The sequence below is a fragment of the Ferrovibrio sp. GW821-FHT12F09 genome, from assembly GCF_058806775.1.
In genome coordinates, this window is record NZ_JBXAPZ010000001.1 from 409962 (window position 1) to 427084 (window position 17123).

16 protein-coding genes are annotated in these 17123 nt (G+C 64.6%); 10 read left to right on the plus strand and 6 right to left on the minus strand.

The window, feature by feature from the left end:
* Positions 1–13 precede the first annotated feature (13 nt).
* Positions 14–361, plus strand: coding sequence for a hypothetical protein (locus tag AC1ROB_RS02120; protein ID WP_492972407.1), 348 nt, complete (start codon positions 14–16; stop codon positions 359–361).
* A 1-nt stretch (position 362) separates the two neighbouring features.
* Here AC1ROB_RS02120 and AC1ROB_RS02125 read toward each other — a convergent pair whose 3' ends face one another.
* The 3 genes from AC1ROB_RS02125 to AC1ROB_RS02135 form a co-directional block, all read right to left on the minus strand.
* The gene (locus AC1ROB_RS02125) at positions 363–641 is read right to left on the minus strand and encodes a hypothetical protein (protein WP_492972406.1); all 279 of its coding nucleotides are present in this window, start codon (positions 639–641) and stop codon (positions 363–365) included.
* A gap of 199 nt (positions 642–840) precedes the next feature.
* Complete coding sequence (locus AC1ROB_RS02130; protein ID WP_492972405.1) at positions 841–1197, minus strand: hypothetical protein; 357 nt, start codon at positions 1195–1197, stop codon at positions 841–843.
* 286 nt (positions 1198–1483) lie between these two features.
* The gene (locus tag AC1ROB_RS02135) at positions 1484–1687 is read right to left on the minus strand and encodes a hypothetical protein (protein ID WP_492972404.1); all 204 of its coding nucleotides are present in this window, start codon (positions 1685–1687) and stop codon (positions 1484–1486) included.
* 547 nt (positions 1688–2234) lie between these two features.
* Between AC1ROB_RS02135 and AC1ROB_RS02140 the strand changes: the two genes are divergently transcribed.
* The 6 genes from AC1ROB_RS02140 to AC1ROB_RS02165 all read left to right on the plus strand — a co-directional run bounded on the left by AC1ROB_RS02140 (position 2235) and on the right by AC1ROB_RS02165 (position 8131).
* A complete protein-coding gene (locus AC1ROB_RS02140) occupies positions 2235–3095 on the plus strand; it encodes an ABC transporter ATP-binding protein (RefSeq protein ID WP_492972403.1) in 861 nt (286 codons plus the stop codon).
* Positions 3092–3883, plus strand: a complete 792-nt coding sequence (locus AC1ROB_RS02145) for an ABC transporter permease (protein ID WP_492972402.1) — start codon at positions 3092–3094, stop codon at positions 3881–3883. Before AC1ROB_RS02140 ends, AC1ROB_RS02145 begins: the two co-directional genes overlap by 4 nt.
* A gap of 26 nt (positions 3884–3909) precedes the next feature.
* Entirely contained in the window at positions 3910–4917 is a 1008-nt protein-coding gene (locus AC1ROB_RS02150) for an ABC transporter substrate-binding protein (RefSeq protein WP_492972401.1), read from the plus strand.
* Positions 4918–5019: 102 nt separating this feature from the next.
* Positions 5020–5613, plus strand: a complete 594-nt coding sequence (locus AC1ROB_RS02155; protein ID WP_492972400.1) for a PAS domain-containing protein — start codon at positions 5020–5022, stop codon at positions 5611–5613.
* Positions 5614–5633: 20 nt separating this feature from the next.
* Entirely contained in the window at positions 5634–6230 is a 597-nt protein-coding gene (locus tag AC1ROB_RS02160) for a PAS domain-containing protein (RefSeq protein WP_492972399.1), read from the plus strand.
* Between the two features lie 59 nt (positions 6231–6289).
* Positions 6290–8131: a glycosyltransferase family 39 protein gene (locus tag AC1ROB_RS02165; protein WP_492972398.1), complete on the plus strand. Its 1842-nt coding sequence runs from the start codon at positions 6290–6292 to the stop codon at positions 8129–8131.
* Here the strand turns inward: AC1ROB_RS02165 and AC1ROB_RS02170 are convergent.
* The gene (locus AC1ROB_RS02170; RefSeq protein ID WP_492972397.1) at positions 8128–9936 is read right to left on the minus strand and encodes an ABC-F family ATP-binding cassette domain-containing protein; all 1809 of its coding nucleotides are present in this window, start codon (positions 9934–9936) and stop codon (positions 8128–8130) included. The two genes, AC1ROB_RS02165 and AC1ROB_RS02170, sit on opposite strands and share 4 nt — an antisense overlap.
* A 141-nt stretch (positions 9937–10077) precedes the next feature.
* On the opposite strand from AC1ROB_RS02170, the gene AC1ROB_RS02175 reads away from it, so the two are divergent.
* From AC1ROB_RS02175 to AC1ROB_RS02185, 3 genes are read left to right on the plus strand one after another with little or no spacing between them, the layout of a single operon-like run.
* Positions 10078–10677 (plus strand): TetR/AcrR family transcriptional regulator, encoded by a 600-nt coding sequence (locus AC1ROB_RS02175; protein WP_492972396.1) that lies wholly within the window; start codon positions 10078–10080, stop codon positions 10675–10677.
* A gap of 27 nt (positions 10678–10704) precedes the next feature.
* A complete protein-coding gene (locus tag AC1ROB_RS02180) occupies positions 10705–11097 on the plus strand; it encodes an MAPEG family protein (protein WP_492972395.1) in 393 nt (130 codons plus the stop codon).
* 10 nt (positions 11098–11107) lie between these two features.
* Positions 11108–12034 carry a PLP-dependent cysteine synthase family protein gene (locus tag AC1ROB_RS02185; RefSeq protein ID WP_492972394.1) on the plus strand — a complete coding sequence of 309 codons (927 nt, stop codon included), beginning with the start codon at positions 11108–11110 and terminating at the stop codon, positions 12032–12034.
* Between the two features lie 2 nt (positions 12035–12036).
* Here the strand turns inward: AC1ROB_RS02185 and AC1ROB_RS02190 are convergent, their stop codons facing one another.
* Together AC1ROB_RS02190 and gltB are read right to left on the minus strand one after the other, a co-directional pair.
* Positions 12037–12342 carry a hypothetical protein gene (locus AC1ROB_RS02190; RefSeq protein WP_492972393.1) on the minus strand — a complete coding sequence of 102 codons (306 nt, stop codon included), beginning with the start codon at positions 12340–12342 and terminating at the stop codon, positions 12037–12039.
* 224 nt (positions 12343–12566) lie between these two features.
* Positions 12567–17114 (minus strand): glutamate synthase large subunit, encoded by a 4548-nt coding sequence (gene gltB / locus AC1ROB_RS02195; protein WP_492972392.1) that lies wholly within the window; start codon positions 17112–17114, stop codon positions 12567–12569.
* Positions 17115–17123 lie beyond the last annotated feature (9 nt).

Genomic DNA, 17123 nt, shown 5'->3' on the forward strand with positions numbered 1-17123 from the left:
AACGGAGACCGTCATGTCGATCCACACTCTCATCGATCACCACACTGCCCTCGATCTGTCCGTCAAGACCGTGACCGGCGCGCTTGCGCCGGCCGATCTCGTCGAAACCGATCTGCCGAAAGCGCTGCGCCTGCAGAAATCCCATCTGGCCGAAGGCGTCTCGCTGTCGGAACTGCTGGTGCTCGGCGGCCTGGCCGCCAACCGCGACGATGCCCGTCGCCTGATCGCGCGCGAGGAAGTGCGCATCGAGGGCCGCGTCATCGACAATGCGATGGAACGCGTGCGGCTCAGCGAGGGCGCCCTGCGGCTGAGCGCCGGCGCTAAGGACAATCAGCGCCAGGTGCTGCTGCAGGCGGTGTGAGTTACACGGGCTCGACGATGCCGGCTTCGGCCGGCTTGGCCTTGCGCGCCCGCTTGGGCTTGGCGGCTTTTTCCGCCTTGCGCAGGGCTTTGGCAGCCTTCTCTTCGGCTTCGTGGGCCAGGCGCAGGGCGCGCAGGCGCGCCATTTTGGCGGCGCTGGCGTTACGAACGTCCTGCTGGAATTTTTCTGAATCTGCGGCGGCCTTCTGCAGCTGCCGGGTGCGTTCCTGATGGGCGCTGGAGCGCTGCAGCGTTTCGGCTGCGGTAAGGATTGATGTCACTCGGATGCCCTCTGCGGTGCGCCCAAGAAGACACCTTGGGAAAAGGCGCAGCGGGCCGCGGGGACACCCTATGTCATTCCGGCCCGAAAAGGGGATTTATTCCGGCCCGGCGCCAAAGCCGCAGCAATGCCGCTCCGCCCGCGCGGTTTGAACCGCGACAGGCAGAGCCACAACACCGTATCAGTGACGACTGGTGGCCTTACGAGGCGCTCAGATACTGGGCGCAGGCATTGGCCACGCCGGGCTCGGCCGCATCGCGACCAGGCATGATGGCGTATTTCTCGGCCAGATCGCGGCGCGGGGCCCAGCCCATACCGGCGGTATCGGGGGTGACGGCCTTGGCGTTGAAAGCGCAGATCCGGGCCTGCGGCTCAACGGCGCTGGCCATGCTCTGGCGATCGGCAGCGCCGCGCGTCACCTGCCAGCCCATGTAATTGGAAAAAAGCGGCCCGGCGATCAGGCCAACCACCAGCATCGCGGCCGGCAGCTTGTAATGCTCCCACTGGCTCGACATGCGGTCCTGCCAGCTCGGTTTGCGATCAATAGCGATTGTCATGGGATATCCTTTGCCGCCATGCCGGTGCGGCTTGCAGATCAAGGGCGGCGCAGCCGGCAGAGCGGCGTCGGAAATCAATGCGGGAAAGAAAAGCGGCGCAGCACACCATGGCGCGCCGGGACGCGGGACTCAGCCCGGTTGAAATCCGGGCCGTGATGTTCTGGCGCACCGCAATCCGGCGGCACGCAGGCGCAGGCAGACTTTCTTCGGCCAGCCGAGGGCCGGCCGAAGAAACCGGGGTGTGCGACCGGCGGTACTCACGCCAACCGCAGAGACCCTGGTGGGATTACTGCTTGTTGGCGGTGCTGTCGCCCTGCTGGGCCGGCGTCGGCGTGCCGGCACCCGGCTGCACTTCCTTCTTGCCGTCAATCTTGTGGTCGTTGCCCGGGGTCATGCCCTGGTTCTGCTGGGCTGCCTTCTTGTCATCGGCAATCTTCTGGTCGATGGCGGACAGATTGTTCGGCTTGTTCGGGGTCTGGGTCTGCGTCATGAAAATCACGCTTTCTATTGGCAGGAATATGCCAGACCGTACATATGGGTATTATTTGGTTTTATTCCAGTTTCGAATGAAATAACGCTATGATTTATTTATGATATTTGAAAAATTACTTCATTTTATTGATAGATTTACTTGCTAAGGCCATAGGATCCCAAAGCAATATTATACGATTACTTTATCATCTCGCTAGGTAATCGCCATGTATCGACCTTGTCTGGCGCCAAAAATGTACCATTTATGTTCTTATTGCGCCGAGCCGGTCCCACTGGATTCTGCCGACAGCTAAGATCGGAATAAGTGGGTCCTAAGGACGTAATAAGCTCGAATAAGCCTCCAATAAGCCGGGATAAGACAAAAATAAGAGTCAAATAAGAAGGAATAAGGATCGGATAAGCCTGAAACGCAGCAGTGATGGCAGTGATATCACCGGCGATCCGGCTGCGGCGCTTGTTTTGCCGGGCCGTGGCTTTGTATCGTGCCCGGCCGGCATGACTTCGTATGCCGGCCAATGAAACGATCCCGGGAAGGAAACCAAGGCGTGTCGTCTGCCGCCGCAGCATCCGTGTCTTCTTATGTACCGTCCTCCGAACCGGGGACGCCGGCCGTCGCCCTGCGCGATCTGGGTATCACCTTCCAGCTCAAGACCGGCGAGCAGCATACAGCGGTTGCCGGGATCGACCTGACCATCGGGCGTAACGAATTCGTCGCCATCGTCGGCCCCACCGGCTGCGGCAAGTCCACCCTGCTGAATGCCGCCGCCGGCCTGCTGAAACCCTCGGCCGGCAGCGTCACCATCCAGGGCACGCCGCTTGCCGGCCTGAATGCGAAAGCCGGCTACCTGTTCCAGGCTGATGCGCTGATGCCGTGGAAGACCGCGATCGACAATGTCGCCGTGGCGCTGGAGCCGCAGGGCGTGCCGCGCGCCGAAGCGATGAGCAAAGCCCAGGCCTGGCTCGGCCGCGTCGGCCTGAAGACATTCGCCCAGCGCTATCCGCATATGCTGTCGGGCGGCCAGAAGAAGCGCGTGGCCCTGGCGCAGATGCTGATCCGCGATCCGCAGATCCTGCTCATGGACGAGCCCTTCGGCCCGCTGGATGCGCAGACGCGACAGATCATGGGAAATCTTTTGCTTGATTTGTGGGCTGCAGATCGAAAGGCCGTGCTGTTCGTCACCCACGACCTGGAAGAAGCGATTGCGCTCGCCGACCGCGTGGTGGTGATGTCGGCCGGTCCCGCCGCCAGTATCGTGGGCGATTTCAGGATCACGCTCCCGCGGCCACGCGACATCGCCGAGATTCGCGTCGAGCCGGCCTTCCATGAGATCCACAAGGCAATCTGGTCGACTCTGCGCGTCGAAGTGCAAAAGACCTATGCCCAGGGCGGAGAAGCGGAACAATGAACCGCGCCACACTTCTTGCGCTGCAGATTCTGGTCGGCGTCGCCTTCCTGGTGGTCTGGCATCTGCTGACCACGGTGCCGATGGCCAACGGCAAGCCGCTGTTTGCGCCCTTCTTCTTCTCCACGCCGCTGGATGTGCTGGCGCGCACCTGGAAAGACATAACCGGCGGCGCGATGTGGCGCCATATCGGCATCACGCTGCTGGAAACCGTGCTGGCCTTCGGCATCGGCGCGGGTGCGGGCATCGTGGTGGGCTTTGCCTTCGCGCGTCGCGAACTGCTGGCCGCCGTGTTCGATCCCTATGTGAAGGCCGCCAATGCCCTGCCGCGCGTGGTGCTGGCGCCGATCTTCGCCCTGTGGTTCGGCTTAGGCATCTGGTCGAAGGTGGCGCTGGGCTTCACGCTGGTCTTCTTCATCGTCTTCTTCAATGTCTACCAGGGCGTCAAGGAAGTCAGCCCGACGGTGCTCGCCAATGCCCGTATGCTGGGCATGAATGAACGCCAGCTGCTGCGCCATGTCTACTGGCCGGCGGCGCTCACCTGGATGTTCTCGTCGCTGCACACATCGGTCGGCTTCGCGCTGATCGGCGCGGTGGTGGGCGAATATCTCGGTTCCTCGGCCGGGCTCGGCTACAAGATTCACGAAGCCGAAAGCGTCTTCGATGTCACCGGCGTATTTTCCGGCATGCTGATCCTGACCATCTTCGTGATCATTCTCGATGCCGTCGTCACCCGGATTGAAAACCGGCTGCTGGTCTGGCGCCCGGACACCGCTGCAAAAACCACGTAAAAAACCATCACCAGGAGGAAACACAGATGTCCATGAAGATCGCATTCGCCGCGCTGGCGGCACTCGGCCTGATGGCCGGCGCCGCCCACGCCCAGGTCGAGAAGCCGAAGCTGGAACTCGGCGTCGGCGGCAAGCCGCTGCTGTACTATCTGCCGCTGACGATTGCCGAGACCAAGGGTTACTTCAAGGCCGAGGGCCTGGATGTCACCATCAACGACTTTGGCGGCGGCGCGAAATCGCTGCAGTCGCTGATGGGCGGCAGCGTCGATGTCGTCACCGGTGCCTACGAACACACCATCCGCATGCAGGCCAAGAACCAGCCGCTGCAGGCCGTGATCGAACTCGGCCGTTTCCCCGGCATCGTGCTGATGGTGAAGAACGAGCTGAAAGACAAGGTGAAGACCCCGGCCGACCTGAAAGGCCTGAAGATCGGCGTCACCGCGCCGGGTTCGTCGACCAACTTCTTCGTCAACTACCTGATCGCCAAGGCCGGCGGCAATCCCAAGGACACTGCCTATATCGGCGTCGGCGGTGGCGCCGGCGCGGTGGCGGCGATGATGAAGGGCGAGATCGACGGCATGTCGAATCTCGATCCGGTGATCTCGAAGCTGGAAGCTGACAAGCTGGGCTTCGTGCTGGCCGACAGCCGCACCGAAGCCGGCACCAAGGCGATCTTCGGCGGCTCCAATCCGGCGGCCGTGCTGTATCTGAAGCCCGAGTTCATCGAGAAGAACCCGAAGACCACCCAGGCGCTGGTCAATGCCTTCGCCAAGGCGCTCGACTTCATCGCCACCGCCAGCCCGGAGGCCATCGCGGGCGCCGTGCCGGAGGCCTATTTCCTGGGCGACAAGCCGCTGTACCTGCAGGCGGTGAAGGCTTCGATGGAAACCTATTCGCGCACCGGCATCATCTCGCCGGACGGCATGAAGAGCGCCCATGACATGCTGAAGCAGTTCGATCCCGAAATTGCCGACGCCAAGATCGACCTGGCCGCCACCTTCACCGACCGGTTCGTGAAAGCGGCGAAGAAGTAACCCAGGGATACCCGCAAGAGTCGCGCGGCCGGGGCGAAATGCTCCGGCCCGCTTCCCTGGGAGTCGCGCGGCTTTGCCTGGCCGCCGTATAATGATCCGACCATGGACGATCGGACCGCCTTCATCGACACCCTGCCGCCGGCTCTGCATCCGCAAAGCCTGTATTATCTCGGCCTGTGGCACCGCTGGCGGGCCGGCCGCCGGGTGCCCCAGCGGGGTGATATCGACTGGTCGGCGCTGGGCAATCTGCGCGACCACGGCATGCTGGTGGAAGCGCGCGGCCGCGACAGCATCCACATCCTCTATGCCGGCGAGCGGCTGGCGCAGTATTGCGGCTTCGATCCCACCGGCTACAACTATCTGGACTTTACCATGGCGGCGAACCGCAGCTGGCGCGCGCATCTGACGCTCGCCCAGCTCGCCCAGCCCTGCGGTTACGTGATGTACATGTTCCCGCGCTTTGGCGACGGCCGCATTTTACCCTTGGAATGGATCGGTGCGCCGCTGGCCAGGGATGGCCATGACGAGCCCAGCCTGATCTTTTCCTGCGCCGTGCCGATGGCCAAGGTCAATCCGGTCGGTCCCGCCGATCCCGACAGCTACCAGATCGGCGAAGGCATGGCCTTCATCGATCTGGGCTTCGGCACGCCCAAGATGGTGCCGGCCGCAATCCAGGATGGCGCGCCGCTGCAATAGGGCGTTATAGTCGCCGCATCATGGTCGAAGACAGCTTCCTCACCACGTTGCCCACGCCACTTTCGCCGCGTGCGAAACAGTTCTTCCGCGTCTGGCAAAGCTGGCGCGGCAGCCAGCGCCTGCCCGAACGGCGCAACATGGATCTCGACGACCTGGGCGAGCTGGCCACCACCTGCCTGCTGCTGGATATTCGCGGACCCGACCGCATCCTGATGGACAATGTTGGCGTGCAGATCACCGCCAAACTCGGCTTCGATCTGAACGGCATGAATTATCTCGACCTCACCAGCAAGGCCAACCGCGCCTGGCGCGCGCATCTCACCATCGCCCAGGCCGCCCAGCCCTGCGGCGTGGTGATCTATTACTGGCTGCGCTTCCCCGGCGACAATGTGCTGCCGGTGGAGTTCTGCGGCGCGCCGCTGGTGGAGAATGGCGCGCGCGACGCCAACCTGATCCTGTGCTGCGCCACCGGCCTGATTGATCCGATGGCCCATCGCGGCGAGCCGCTCGACCCGGACTCCTATGAAGAGGGCGAGGGCATGCGCTTCATCGACATCGGCTTCGGCGTGCCGCCGCTGGTGCCCGCCGAACGTCAGGCGGCACGACCGGTTCAGTAAGAAACCGCAGGACTTCCGCCCTACCCGCGTGAAAGACTGGCGGTGGGGGAAACGGCGGCATGGCGGAGATCATCCACAAGCATCGGACGCGCATCGCGCTGGCGGCGATTCTACTGCTGGGCGCGGCCTTGCGTCTGTGGCATCTGGGCGAGCACGGTTTCGGCACCGAGTATTACGCCGCCGGCGTGCGCAGCATGGGGCTGAGCTGGCATAATTTTTTCTACAACAGCTTCGATCCCGCCGGCTTCGTCTCGCTCGACAAGCCGCCGCTGGCCTTCTGGCTGCAGGTGATCAGCACCAAAATCCTTGGCTTCAACGGTTTCGCCCTGCTGCTGCCGCAGGTGCTGGAAGGCCTCGCCGCCATCGGCCTGGTTTATCATCTGGTGACGCGGCGCTTCGGCGCAGCAGCCGGGCTGGTCGCGGCGCTCTGCCTGGCGCTCATGCCGGTGAGCGTCGCCGTCGACCGTTCGGGCAATACAGACTCCGCGCTGGTCCTGCTACTGCTGCTGAGCGCTTATGCGCTGCTGCGCGCCATCGAAACCATGCAGCTGCGCTGGCTGCTGCTGACGGCCGTGTTCTTCGGGCTGGGATTCAACACCAAGATGCTGGCGGCCTTCGTGCCGCTGCCGGCCTTCGGCCTGCTCTACCTCTTGCTCACGCCGTCATCCTGGGCGCGCCGCTTCCGCCATGGGTTCGCCGCTGGCCTGGTGCTGGTCGCCGTCAGCCTCGCCTGGGCCGCCGCCTTCGACCTGACACCGGCACCGTTCCGGCCCTATGCCGGCAGCAGCGCACACAACTCCATGCTGGAACTGGTGGTGCAGCATAACGGACTGGAGCGGTTCCAGCCGCGCGCGCAACCGCAGATGCCGGATCCATCCGTCACGCCGCCAAGCTTCCACGACGCCGTGCCGGTGGGGCCGCTGCGCCTGGCCGACCGGCATCTGGCGGCCCAGGTGCTGTGGCTGTTGCCCGTCGCACTGGCCGGACTGCTGCTGGCCTGGCGCCGGCGTGAACCGCAGGCCGATCTTCTGCTCTGGGCCGGTTGGCTGTTCAGCTCTCTGCTGGTGTTCAGTTTCGCCGGCGGCATTTTCCATGCCTATTACCTGGTGCTGCTGGCACCGCCGCTGACCGCTCTCGTCGGCATCGGCGCGGTGATGCTCTGGCAGGCGGAGCGGCGCTGGCTGCTGATCGTGCTGCTGCTCACCGCCGCGTGGCAGGCCTATATCGCCTTCGGCATCGTGGATAGGTTCGATCCCGAAACGCTGCCACCCTGGTTGATGCTGCTGCCGATCCTGGCGCTGCCGCTGGCTCTGCTGCGCTCTCGGGCCGCGACCGGCGCGGCACTCCTGCTGATGTTGATCAATCCGATGCTCTGGAGCGGCGCCAGTGCAATGTCGCACGGCTATGCCATGCTGCCCGCCGCCGATCTGGGCCTGCTGACGCGCAGCGCAGACTCCGAGCCGCAGCGGCGCTGGCGCCGGCTGGCCGCCGCCCATGTGCTGCCGAGCGCCGACCCGCGCCTGCATGATTTCCTGCGCACCAACCGCAACGGCGAACGCTTTGCCCTGGCGACAACGGCGACACGGCTGGCGGCGCCGCCGATCCTGCTGGCCGACCTGCCGGTGATGGCCTTTGGCGGCTTCAGCGGCCGCGATCCGATCCTGACCCTGGATGAGCTGGCACAGCGCGTGAAGGACGGCGAGCTGCGCTTCGTGCTGCTGACGCGCGGCATGCCGACCGGCGTGACGATGCCACCGCTGCCCGCAGACGATCCGCGCCGGCAGTTCGCGCTCTGGGTTCGCGATCATGGAAAACCGGTGCCGCCATCGCTCTGGCGCAGCACCGGCAGCGAAGAACGCGCCGGCCTGTTCGACCTGCGGCCGGAAATCCCCTGGCGTTAGCCGCCGATTTCCTCGCGCAGCATTTCCAGCTCCAGCCACTGGTCTTCGGCGGCAGCCAAATCAGTACCGGCCTTTTCCAGCGCATCGCTGGCGGCGCGGAATTTCGACGGATTGCGGCTGAACAGCTGCGGGTCATCGAGGATGCGCTGCTGCTTGGCGATTTCCGACTGCAGATTGGCGATGGTCTTCGGCAGGGTCTCCAGCGCGTGCTTCTCCTTGAAGCTCAGCTTGCGCTTCGAGGCTGCGCGCGGCGCGGCCTCGCCCTTGTCGGCAGCATCGGCTTTGGCGGCGACCTTTGCCGCCGCTTTCGCCTGCACGCCGGCGCCGCGCTGGGCCACCATGTCGGTATAGCCTCCGGCATAGACCTGCCACAGCCCCTTGCCCTCGGAGACGAGAACGGACGTGCAGACGCGGTCGATGAAATCACGGTCATGGCTCACGAGAAGAACCGTACCGGGATAATCGGCCAGCATCTCCTGCAGCAGATCCAGGGTTTCTAGATCGAGGTCGTTGGTCGGTTCGTCGAGCACCAGCACATTGGAGGGCTTGGCCAGCGCCCGCGCCAGCATCAGCCGTCCGCGCTCGCCGCCCGACAGCACGCGCAGCGGTGAGCGCGCCTGTTCGGCGGTGAACAGGAAGTCCTTCATATAGCTCATCACATGGCGCGGCTGGCCGTTGAGCGTTACCTTGTCGCTGCCGCCGGCGAGCGCGTATTGCAGCGTCATTTCCGGATCGAGCGTCTCGCGCTTCTGGTCCAGCGTGACCAGCGCGATATTCTCGCCCAGCCGCACGCTGCCGGAATCGGCTTCCAGCTTGCCGGTGAGAATGTTGAGCAGCGTGGTCTTGCCGGCGCCGTTCGGTCCGATGATGCCGAGCCGGTCGCCGCGCTGGATCTTCACCGAGACATCCTGCAGCACGACCAGATCGCCATAGGCTTTCGAGATGCCCTTGGCTTCGGCGATCAGCTTCGACGACGTCTCGGCTTCCGAGACCGTGATGTTGACATTGCCAGCGACCTTGCGCTGGTCGCGGCGCTCGGTCTTCAGATCCTGCAGCGCGCGCATGCGACCCATGTTGCGCTTGCGCCGGCCCGACACGCCATGGCGCACCCAGTCGAGTTCGGCGACAATCTTGCGATCCAGCTTGTGACGCTCGGTCTCTTCCTGCTCCAGCAGCGCATCGCGCCAGTCTTCGAAGGCGGCGAAGCTCTGCTCCATGCGGCGCGTGGCACCGCGATCCAGCCAGACCGTGGCGCGCGTGAGGTTGCTCAGGAACCTGCGATCATGGCTGATCAGCACCAGCGCCGAACGGATGGTCTTCAACTCGCCTTCCAGCCATTCGATGGCCGGCAGGTCGAGATGGTTGGTCGGCTCGTCGAGCAGCAGGATATCGGGCTCCGGCGCCAGCATGCGCGCCAGCGCCGCGCGCCGCGCCTCGCCGCCCGACAGCCGCGCCGGATCTTCGGTGCCATCAAGGCCGAGCGCGCCGAGCAAGGAGAGCGCGCGGTAATGATCGTCGCCCGGATTGAGGCCGGCCTCCACATAGGAGAGCACGTCCTTGAAGCCGGAGAGATCGGGTTCCTGCGGCAGGTAGCGCATGGTGACGCCGTTCTGGATGACGCGGTCGCCGGTATCGGCCTGCATCATGCCGGCCACCACCTTCAGGAGCGTCGACTTGCCCGAGCCGTTGCGGCCGACCAGGCAGAGCCGGTCGCCGGCATTGACCGACAGGTCGGCGCCGTCCAGCAGCGGGGTGCCGCCGAAGGTGAGGTGGATATCGCGTAAAATCAGAAGGGGGGGAGCCATGGAAATCCTGTTCTGGGCGCAGGGTGTAGCAACCCCGCCCCGCGGACGGAAGGGTCCCATGCGGGGACTTGGGACATGACCTTGGCCGCACAGGGATATTTCATTATTGACTGATCGTTCCGGAATTGCCAGACTGCCGCCATGGCCCGTCCGAAAGCCTTTGACACTGCCGATGCGCTGACCCGCGCCATGGAGCTGTTCTGGGAGCAGGGCTATGCCGCCACCTCGATGGAGCAGCTCACCGGCGTGATGGGGATTTCGCGCCAGAGCCTCTACGACACCTTCGGCGACAAGCACCGGCTGTTCCTGGCCGCCATGGATGCCTATTGCGCCATGCTGGAGGCGGCGATGCTGAAACCGCTGACTGCGCACAATGCCGGGCTGCAGGCCCTGCATGATACGGCAATGGGCGTGATCGATTTCCTGATCCAGTTCCCCAAGCGCCGCGCCTGCCTGATGGCCAACACCACCCTGGAACTGGCGCCGCATAATGAAGCGGTAGCGGAGAAAGTGCGCGCCCATATGGCCAATATGGAAGCTGCCTTCCGCCATGTGCTGGGCAATGCCAAGGCACGCGGAGAACTCTTTGCCGATGCCGATCTGGATGCGCTGGCGCGCTATCTGGTCGGCATGGTGCATGGCCTGATGGTGATGGCCAAAAGCGGCGCCAGCCGCGAGATGCTGACCGGCATCGCGAATACGGCGGCCAGCGTGCTGCGCCCCCTGCCCCAATCCGCGTAATCATAACATCCAAAGGGAGACCCCGAGATGACCACTGACCTGATGATGCTGACCGCCAGTGCCGTGCTGACTGTGCTGTTGGCCCTGCCCTATTCCACCGGCTTCATGCTGACGCGCGGCCTCTATGTGATGGCCGGCAACCGCGAGGATTTCCCGCCGGGTGCCGGCTGGATCGGCCGCGCCCATCGCGCCCATCTGAACATGGTGGAAAACATCGTGCCCTTTGCGGTGCTGGTGCTGGCCGCCGCCGTGGCCGGCAAGGCCGATGCCTGGACCGCCCTGGGCAGCCAGGTGTTCTTCTACAGCCGCGTGCTGCATGCCGTGGTGTATATCGCCGGGGTGCCGTGGGTGCGCACCTTCGCCTGGGTCGGCGGCGTGGTGGGCATGGCCATGGTGCTCTATGGCATCGTGACGCCATAAGACCGCTGCCGTGTCTATCCTCGACACCATCGGTCAGACGCGGCTGGTGCCGCTCCGGCATATCGTGCCGGAGCGGAGCGCCCGCGTGCTGCTCAAGCTGGAATACGAGAATCCGACCGGCAGCATGAAGGACCGCATGGCCCTGGCCATGGTGGCGGCGGCCGAGAAAGACGGCCGGCTGCAGCCGGGCGGCAGCGTGGTGGAATATACCGGCGGCAGCACCGGCGTTTCGCTGGCCTTTGTCTGCGCCGCCAAACGCATCCCGCTGGCGCTTGTCACCTCCGCAGTCTTCTCAAAGGAAAAGCGCGACCACATGGCAGCCCTGGGCGCGCAGCTGACCTTGGTGCACAGTCCCACCGGCGGCACCACGAAAGCACTGACACTGGCGATGATCGAGACGGCGCGGCAGATCGCGGCCAGCAAAGCCGGCAGTTTCTGGACCGACCAGTTCAACAACGCCGATGTCCTGCCCGGCTATGCAAAGATGGCCGACGAAATCTGGACGCAAAGCGCCGGCCACATCGACGGCTTTGTCCAGATGGTCGGCACCGCCGGCTCGTTTCGTGGCCTGGCCACGCGGCTGCGCGCGTTGAATCCGGCGGTACAGACGATCGCAGTGGAGCCGGCGGAATCGCCCGTGCTGTCCGGCGGGCCGGGCGGCAGCCACAAGATCGAAGGCACCGGGCCGGGCTTCGTGCCGCCGCAATGGCGACCGGAACTGGCCAGCGCGATCCGTCCGGTGACGACGGCCGACGCCATGGCGATGGCGCGGCGGCTGGCGCAAGAGGAAGGACTTTTTGCCGGGACGTCGACCGGCGGGAATGTGGTGGCGGCGCTGGACCTGGCGGCGCAGCTTGGTCCCGACAAGACCGTGGTCACGCTGGCCGTCGACTCCGGCATGAAATACCTGAGCACGCCGCTGTATGCGGCCGCCTAACCCTAGTCGAGCTTCACGCGGCAGGTGGTGCCGAAGGTGATGGTGCTGTTCTTGGCCGGGACCGACTGCAAGCAGCGCGAGCGGCCGGTATTGGTTTCCAGGATTTCCACCAGGATGCCTTCGGGTTTGCGCGGCGTGTGGCAGTCGCGGTCGCCCGGCATCAGGCGCGGCTTGACATACGTGGGCGGATTGCCGCCGGCCTTGATGTCGATCGGCACGCTGCCGTCATTCACCACGCAGAAGGCCTGGGCGGGTGCGGCGAGGAGGAAGGCGCCGAAGAACAGAACCGCAAAGAGCGCCTTGAGCATGACTCACTCCCTCCCACATATCGTCATGCCACGGCCGGGCCGTGGCATCCACGTCTTCCTAACACACAAACCCTAATAACTCGTGGATGCCACGCAAGCGTGGCATGACGGAGAGAGTAAAGCGCGGAAAACTGCTGACGCAAAAACGCCGCCGAGATTGCTCTCGACGGCGTTTCCGCTTCCCTGGGCTCCGGCCGGTTTGGGCAGGCCGGAAACCAGAAGTCTCAGGCACGCTTGGCGCCGGCTTCCACAGCCGCGACCGGGCCGAGCGGGTGTTCCAGGCGGGCCACCATCTCCTTCGGGCAGATCTGCCAGAACTTGGTCTTGGCGACATCCCAGTCGCTGAACAGGTTGCTGGCGAAGACCGACTGGGTCTCGCGGATATGCTCGTCGATCAGGCCGCGCAGCACGCCTTCCCAGTAGCTGGAGGCAATGCGCTGGTAGACCACGCTCTCGTCGTTGATGGCGATCGGCAGCTGGTCCTCGGCATCGTAGACGAAGGCCATGCCGCCGGTCATGCCGGCGCCGAAGTTGTCGCCCACCTTGCCCAGCACCACGACACGGCCGCCGGTCATGTATTCGCAGCCGTTCGAACCGCAGCCCTCGATCACCGTGGTGGCGCCGGAGTTGCGCACGCAGAAGCGTTCGCCCGCCTGGCCGGCGGCAAACAGCTTGCCGCTGGTGGCGCCATAGAGAACGGTGTTGCCGATGATGGTATTCTCGTTGGTCTTCGGCATCAGCGGCGAGGCCGGCGACGGACGCACCACGATGGTGCCGCCCGACAGGCCCTTGCCGACATAGTCGTTGGCATCGCCGAAGACTTCCAGCTTGAGGCCCTGCACGGCGAAGGCGCCGAGCGACTGGCCGGCCGACCCGGTGAGGCGCGCGGTGATATGGCCGGGCTTGAGCCCGGTCATGCCGAACTTCCGCACCAGATGCGAGGACAACCGCGTGCCGATAGCGCGATGGGTGTTCCGGATGTTGTAGGCGAGCTGCATCTTCTCGCCATGGCTGAACACCGGCGCCGCATCGCCCAGCATCTGGGCGTCCAGCGTATCGGGCACTTCGTTGCGGCCTTCCAGCGTGCAGTAGCGCGCATGGTCGCCGCTGTCGGCCTGGGCCAGGATCGGGTTGAGATCCAGATCGTCGAGATGCGCGCCGCCGCGGCTGACCTGCATCAGCAGGTCGGTGCGGCCGATGATCTCGGTGATCGACTTCACGCCCAAGCTGGCCAGGATCTCGCGCACCTCTTCGGCGATGAAGCTGAACAGGTTGATCACCTTCTCCGGCGTGCCGGTGAACTTCTGGCGCAGCGCGTCATTCTGCGTGCAGACGCCGACCGGGCAGGTGTTGGAATGGCACTGGCGCACCATGATGCAGCCCATCGCCACCAGCGCCGCCGTGCCAATGCCATACTCTTCGGCGCCCAGCATGGCGGCGATGACGATGTCGCGGCCCGACTTCAGCCCGCCATCGGTGCGCAGCTTCACGCGATGGCGCAGCTTGTTCAGTGTCAGCACCTGGTTGACTTCCGACAGGCCCATTTCCCAGGGCGTGCCGGCATATTTCACCGAGGTCTGCGGCGAGGCGCCGGTCCCGCCGACATGGCCGGACACCAGGATGACGTCGGCCTTCGCCTTGGCCACGCCAGCCGCAATCGTGCCGATGCCGGCTTCCGACACCAGCTTGACCGCCACCTGCGCTTCCGGGTTGATCTGCTTCAGGTCGTAGATCAGCTGCGCCAGATCCTCGATCGAATAGATGTCGTGATGCGGCGGCGGCGAGATCAGCATCACGCCGGGCGTCGACATGCGGCGCTTGGCGATCAGCTCGGTGACCTTGAAGCCGGGCAGCTGGCCGCCCTCGCCGGGCTTGGCGCCCTGGGCGACCTTGATTTCCAGTTCGCGGCAGTTGTTGAGATATTCCGCCGTCACGCCGAAGCGGCCTGACGCCACCTGCTTGATGGCCGAGTTGGCGTTGTCGCCGTTGGGACGCGGCTTGAAATTCTCAGGTGCCTCGCCGCCCTCGCCGGAATCCGACTTGGCGCCGATGCGGTTCATCGCAATCGTCAGCGTCTCATGGGCTTCCGGGCCGAGCGCGCCAAGCGACATGCCGGGCGTGATGAAGCGCTTGCGGATTTCGGTGACGCTTTCCACCTGCTCGATCGGGATGGCACCGCCGGCCGGCTTGATTTCCAGCAGGTCGCGCACCGAGATCGGCGGCAATTCGCGCAGACCGGCCGTGTATTTCTTGAACAGCGTGTAATTCTCGCCGCCCACCGCTTCCTGCATCATATGGATCAGGCTGGCTTCCCAGGCATGGGCCTCGCCGCCGCGCCGGTAGCGATAGATGCCGCCCACGGGGAGCGCCGTCACATCCTGGCGATAGGCCTTGGCATGAAGGCCGAGCACCATCTTCTGAATGCCGAGCAGGCCGATGCCGGAAATGCGCGAGGGCATGCCGGGGAAGAGATCGGCCACCAGCGAACGGGACAGGCCGAGCGCCTCGAAGTTGTAGCCGCCGCGATAGGAGCTGATCACCGAGATGCCCATCTTCGACATCACCTTGAGCAGGCCGCCATCGACCGCATCCTTGAAGCGGTTCACGGCTTCTTCCGCCGTCAGCTTGCCGAGCAGGCCGCGATTGACGCGGTCGACCAGGCAGGCCTCGGCCAGATAGGCATTGACGCTGGTGGCGCCGACGCCGATCAGCACGGCGAAGTAATGCACGTCCAGGCATTCGCCCGAGCGCACGGTCAAAGACGTGAAGGTGCGCAGGCCCTGGCGCACCAGATGGCTGTGCACGGCGCCGGTGGCCAGGATCATCGGGATCGCGGCGCGGGCAGCATTCATGCCCTCGTCGGTCAGCACGATATGGGCGGCGCCGCCGCGCACGGCATTCTCGGCCTCGGCGCGGATGCGCTTCAGGCCGTCGCGCAGCCCGCCCTCGCCGGCATCGACCGGGAAGGTGCAGTCGATCTTCGCCGTGGTCTTCTCGGCGTATTTCAGCACGCGCGCCAGATCGGCATTCGACAGGCAGGGGCTTTCCAGGAGCAGGATGGCGACCTGCTTGGCATCCTCGTCCAGCACGTTGGTGAGGTTGCCCATGCGGGTGCGCAGGCTCATCACGCGCTTTTCGCGAAGCGAGTCGATCGGCGGATTGGTGACCTGACTGAACTGCTGGCGGAAGAAGTGATGCAGGCCGCGATAATGTTCCGACAGCACGGCGATCGGCGTGTCGTCGCCCATCGAGCCGATGGCTTCCTTGGCGTCCTCGCCCATCGGATGCAGGATCAGCTCCATGTCTTCCAGCGTCAGGCCGAAGGCCAGCTGGGAGCGGCGCAGCTCATCCTTGCTGAAGGTCTTGGTCAGCGGTGCGGCATCCTTGATCTTGTCCAGCGTCAGGATGTTCTTGACCCACTCGCCGTAGGGGTGCTCGCCGGCCAGCTTGTCCTTGATCTCGCGGTCGAGATAGAAGCGGCCCTTTTTCAGGTCGATGGCGATCATGTCGCCGGGACCGACGCGGCCCTTCTTCACCACCTTCTGCTCGGGCACCGGCACCATGCCGGTTTCCGAACCGACAATGAGAAGGTTGTCGGTGGTCACGGTGTAGCGGATCGGACGCAGACCATTGCGGTCGAGCCCTGCCACCGCCCAGCGGCCGTCGGTGGCGCAGATCGCCGCCGGGCCGTCCCAGGGCTCCATGATCGAGTTGCAATAGGCATAGAGGTCGCGATGCGACTGCGGCATCAGCGGCTTGTTCGATGTCGGCTCCGGAATCAGGATGGTCTTCACCATCGGCGCGGTGCGGCCGGCGCGCACCAGCACCTCGAACACGCTGTCAAGCGCGGCGGAGTCAGACGAGCCCGACTGCACGATCGGCTTGATGTCGTCGGAGAGATCGCCAAAGGCCTCGGAGGCCATCTTGATCTCGTGGCTCTTCATCCAGTTGACGTTGCCGCGCAGCGTGTTGATCTCGCCGTTATGGGCGAGCATGCGGAAGGGCTGGGCCAGGCGCCAGGTCGGGAAGGTGTTGGTCGAATAGCGCTGGTGATAGATGGCAAAGGTCGAGACGAAACGCTCGTCCTGCAGATCGGGATAGAAATAGTCGATCTGCTCGGCCAGGAACATGCCCTTGTAGATCACCGAGCGGCAGGAGAGCGAGCAGATATAGAAGTCGCTGATATGCGCATTGAGCACCTGCTTCTCGATGCGGCGGCGGATCAGGAAGAGGTCGCGCTCAAACGCGTTGTCATCCTTGCCATGGCGGTTCTCGATCAGAACCTGCTCGATTTCCGGCCGGGTGGCATTGGCCTTCTCGCCGATGATGGTGGCGTCGACCGGCACCTGGCGCCAGCCGTAGATGCCATAGCCGAAATCCAGGATCGCGGTCTCAACGATGGTGCGGCAGGTTTCCTGCGCCGACAGATCGGTCTTGGGCAGGAAGACCTGGCCCAGCCCGAGCTTGCCCTCGCCCGGCTCGAAGCCCGAGCGGCGCACATGCTCGCGGAAGAAGTCCTGCGGGATCTGCACATGGATGCCGGCGCCGTCGCCGGTCTTGCCATCGGCGTCAACCGCACCGCGATGCCACAAAGCCTTCAGCGCCATGATGCCGGCGGCAACGACGCTGCGATGCGGCTGGCCGTCCAGCGAGGCGATCAGGCCGACGCCGCAGGCGTCATGCTCCTCCTCGGGCCGGTACATGCCGGTCTCGGTCAGGTGCTTGACGTTGTCGTTCCACTGCTCGACGTAATTTTGTTCGATGTCGCTCATGGTCTGACT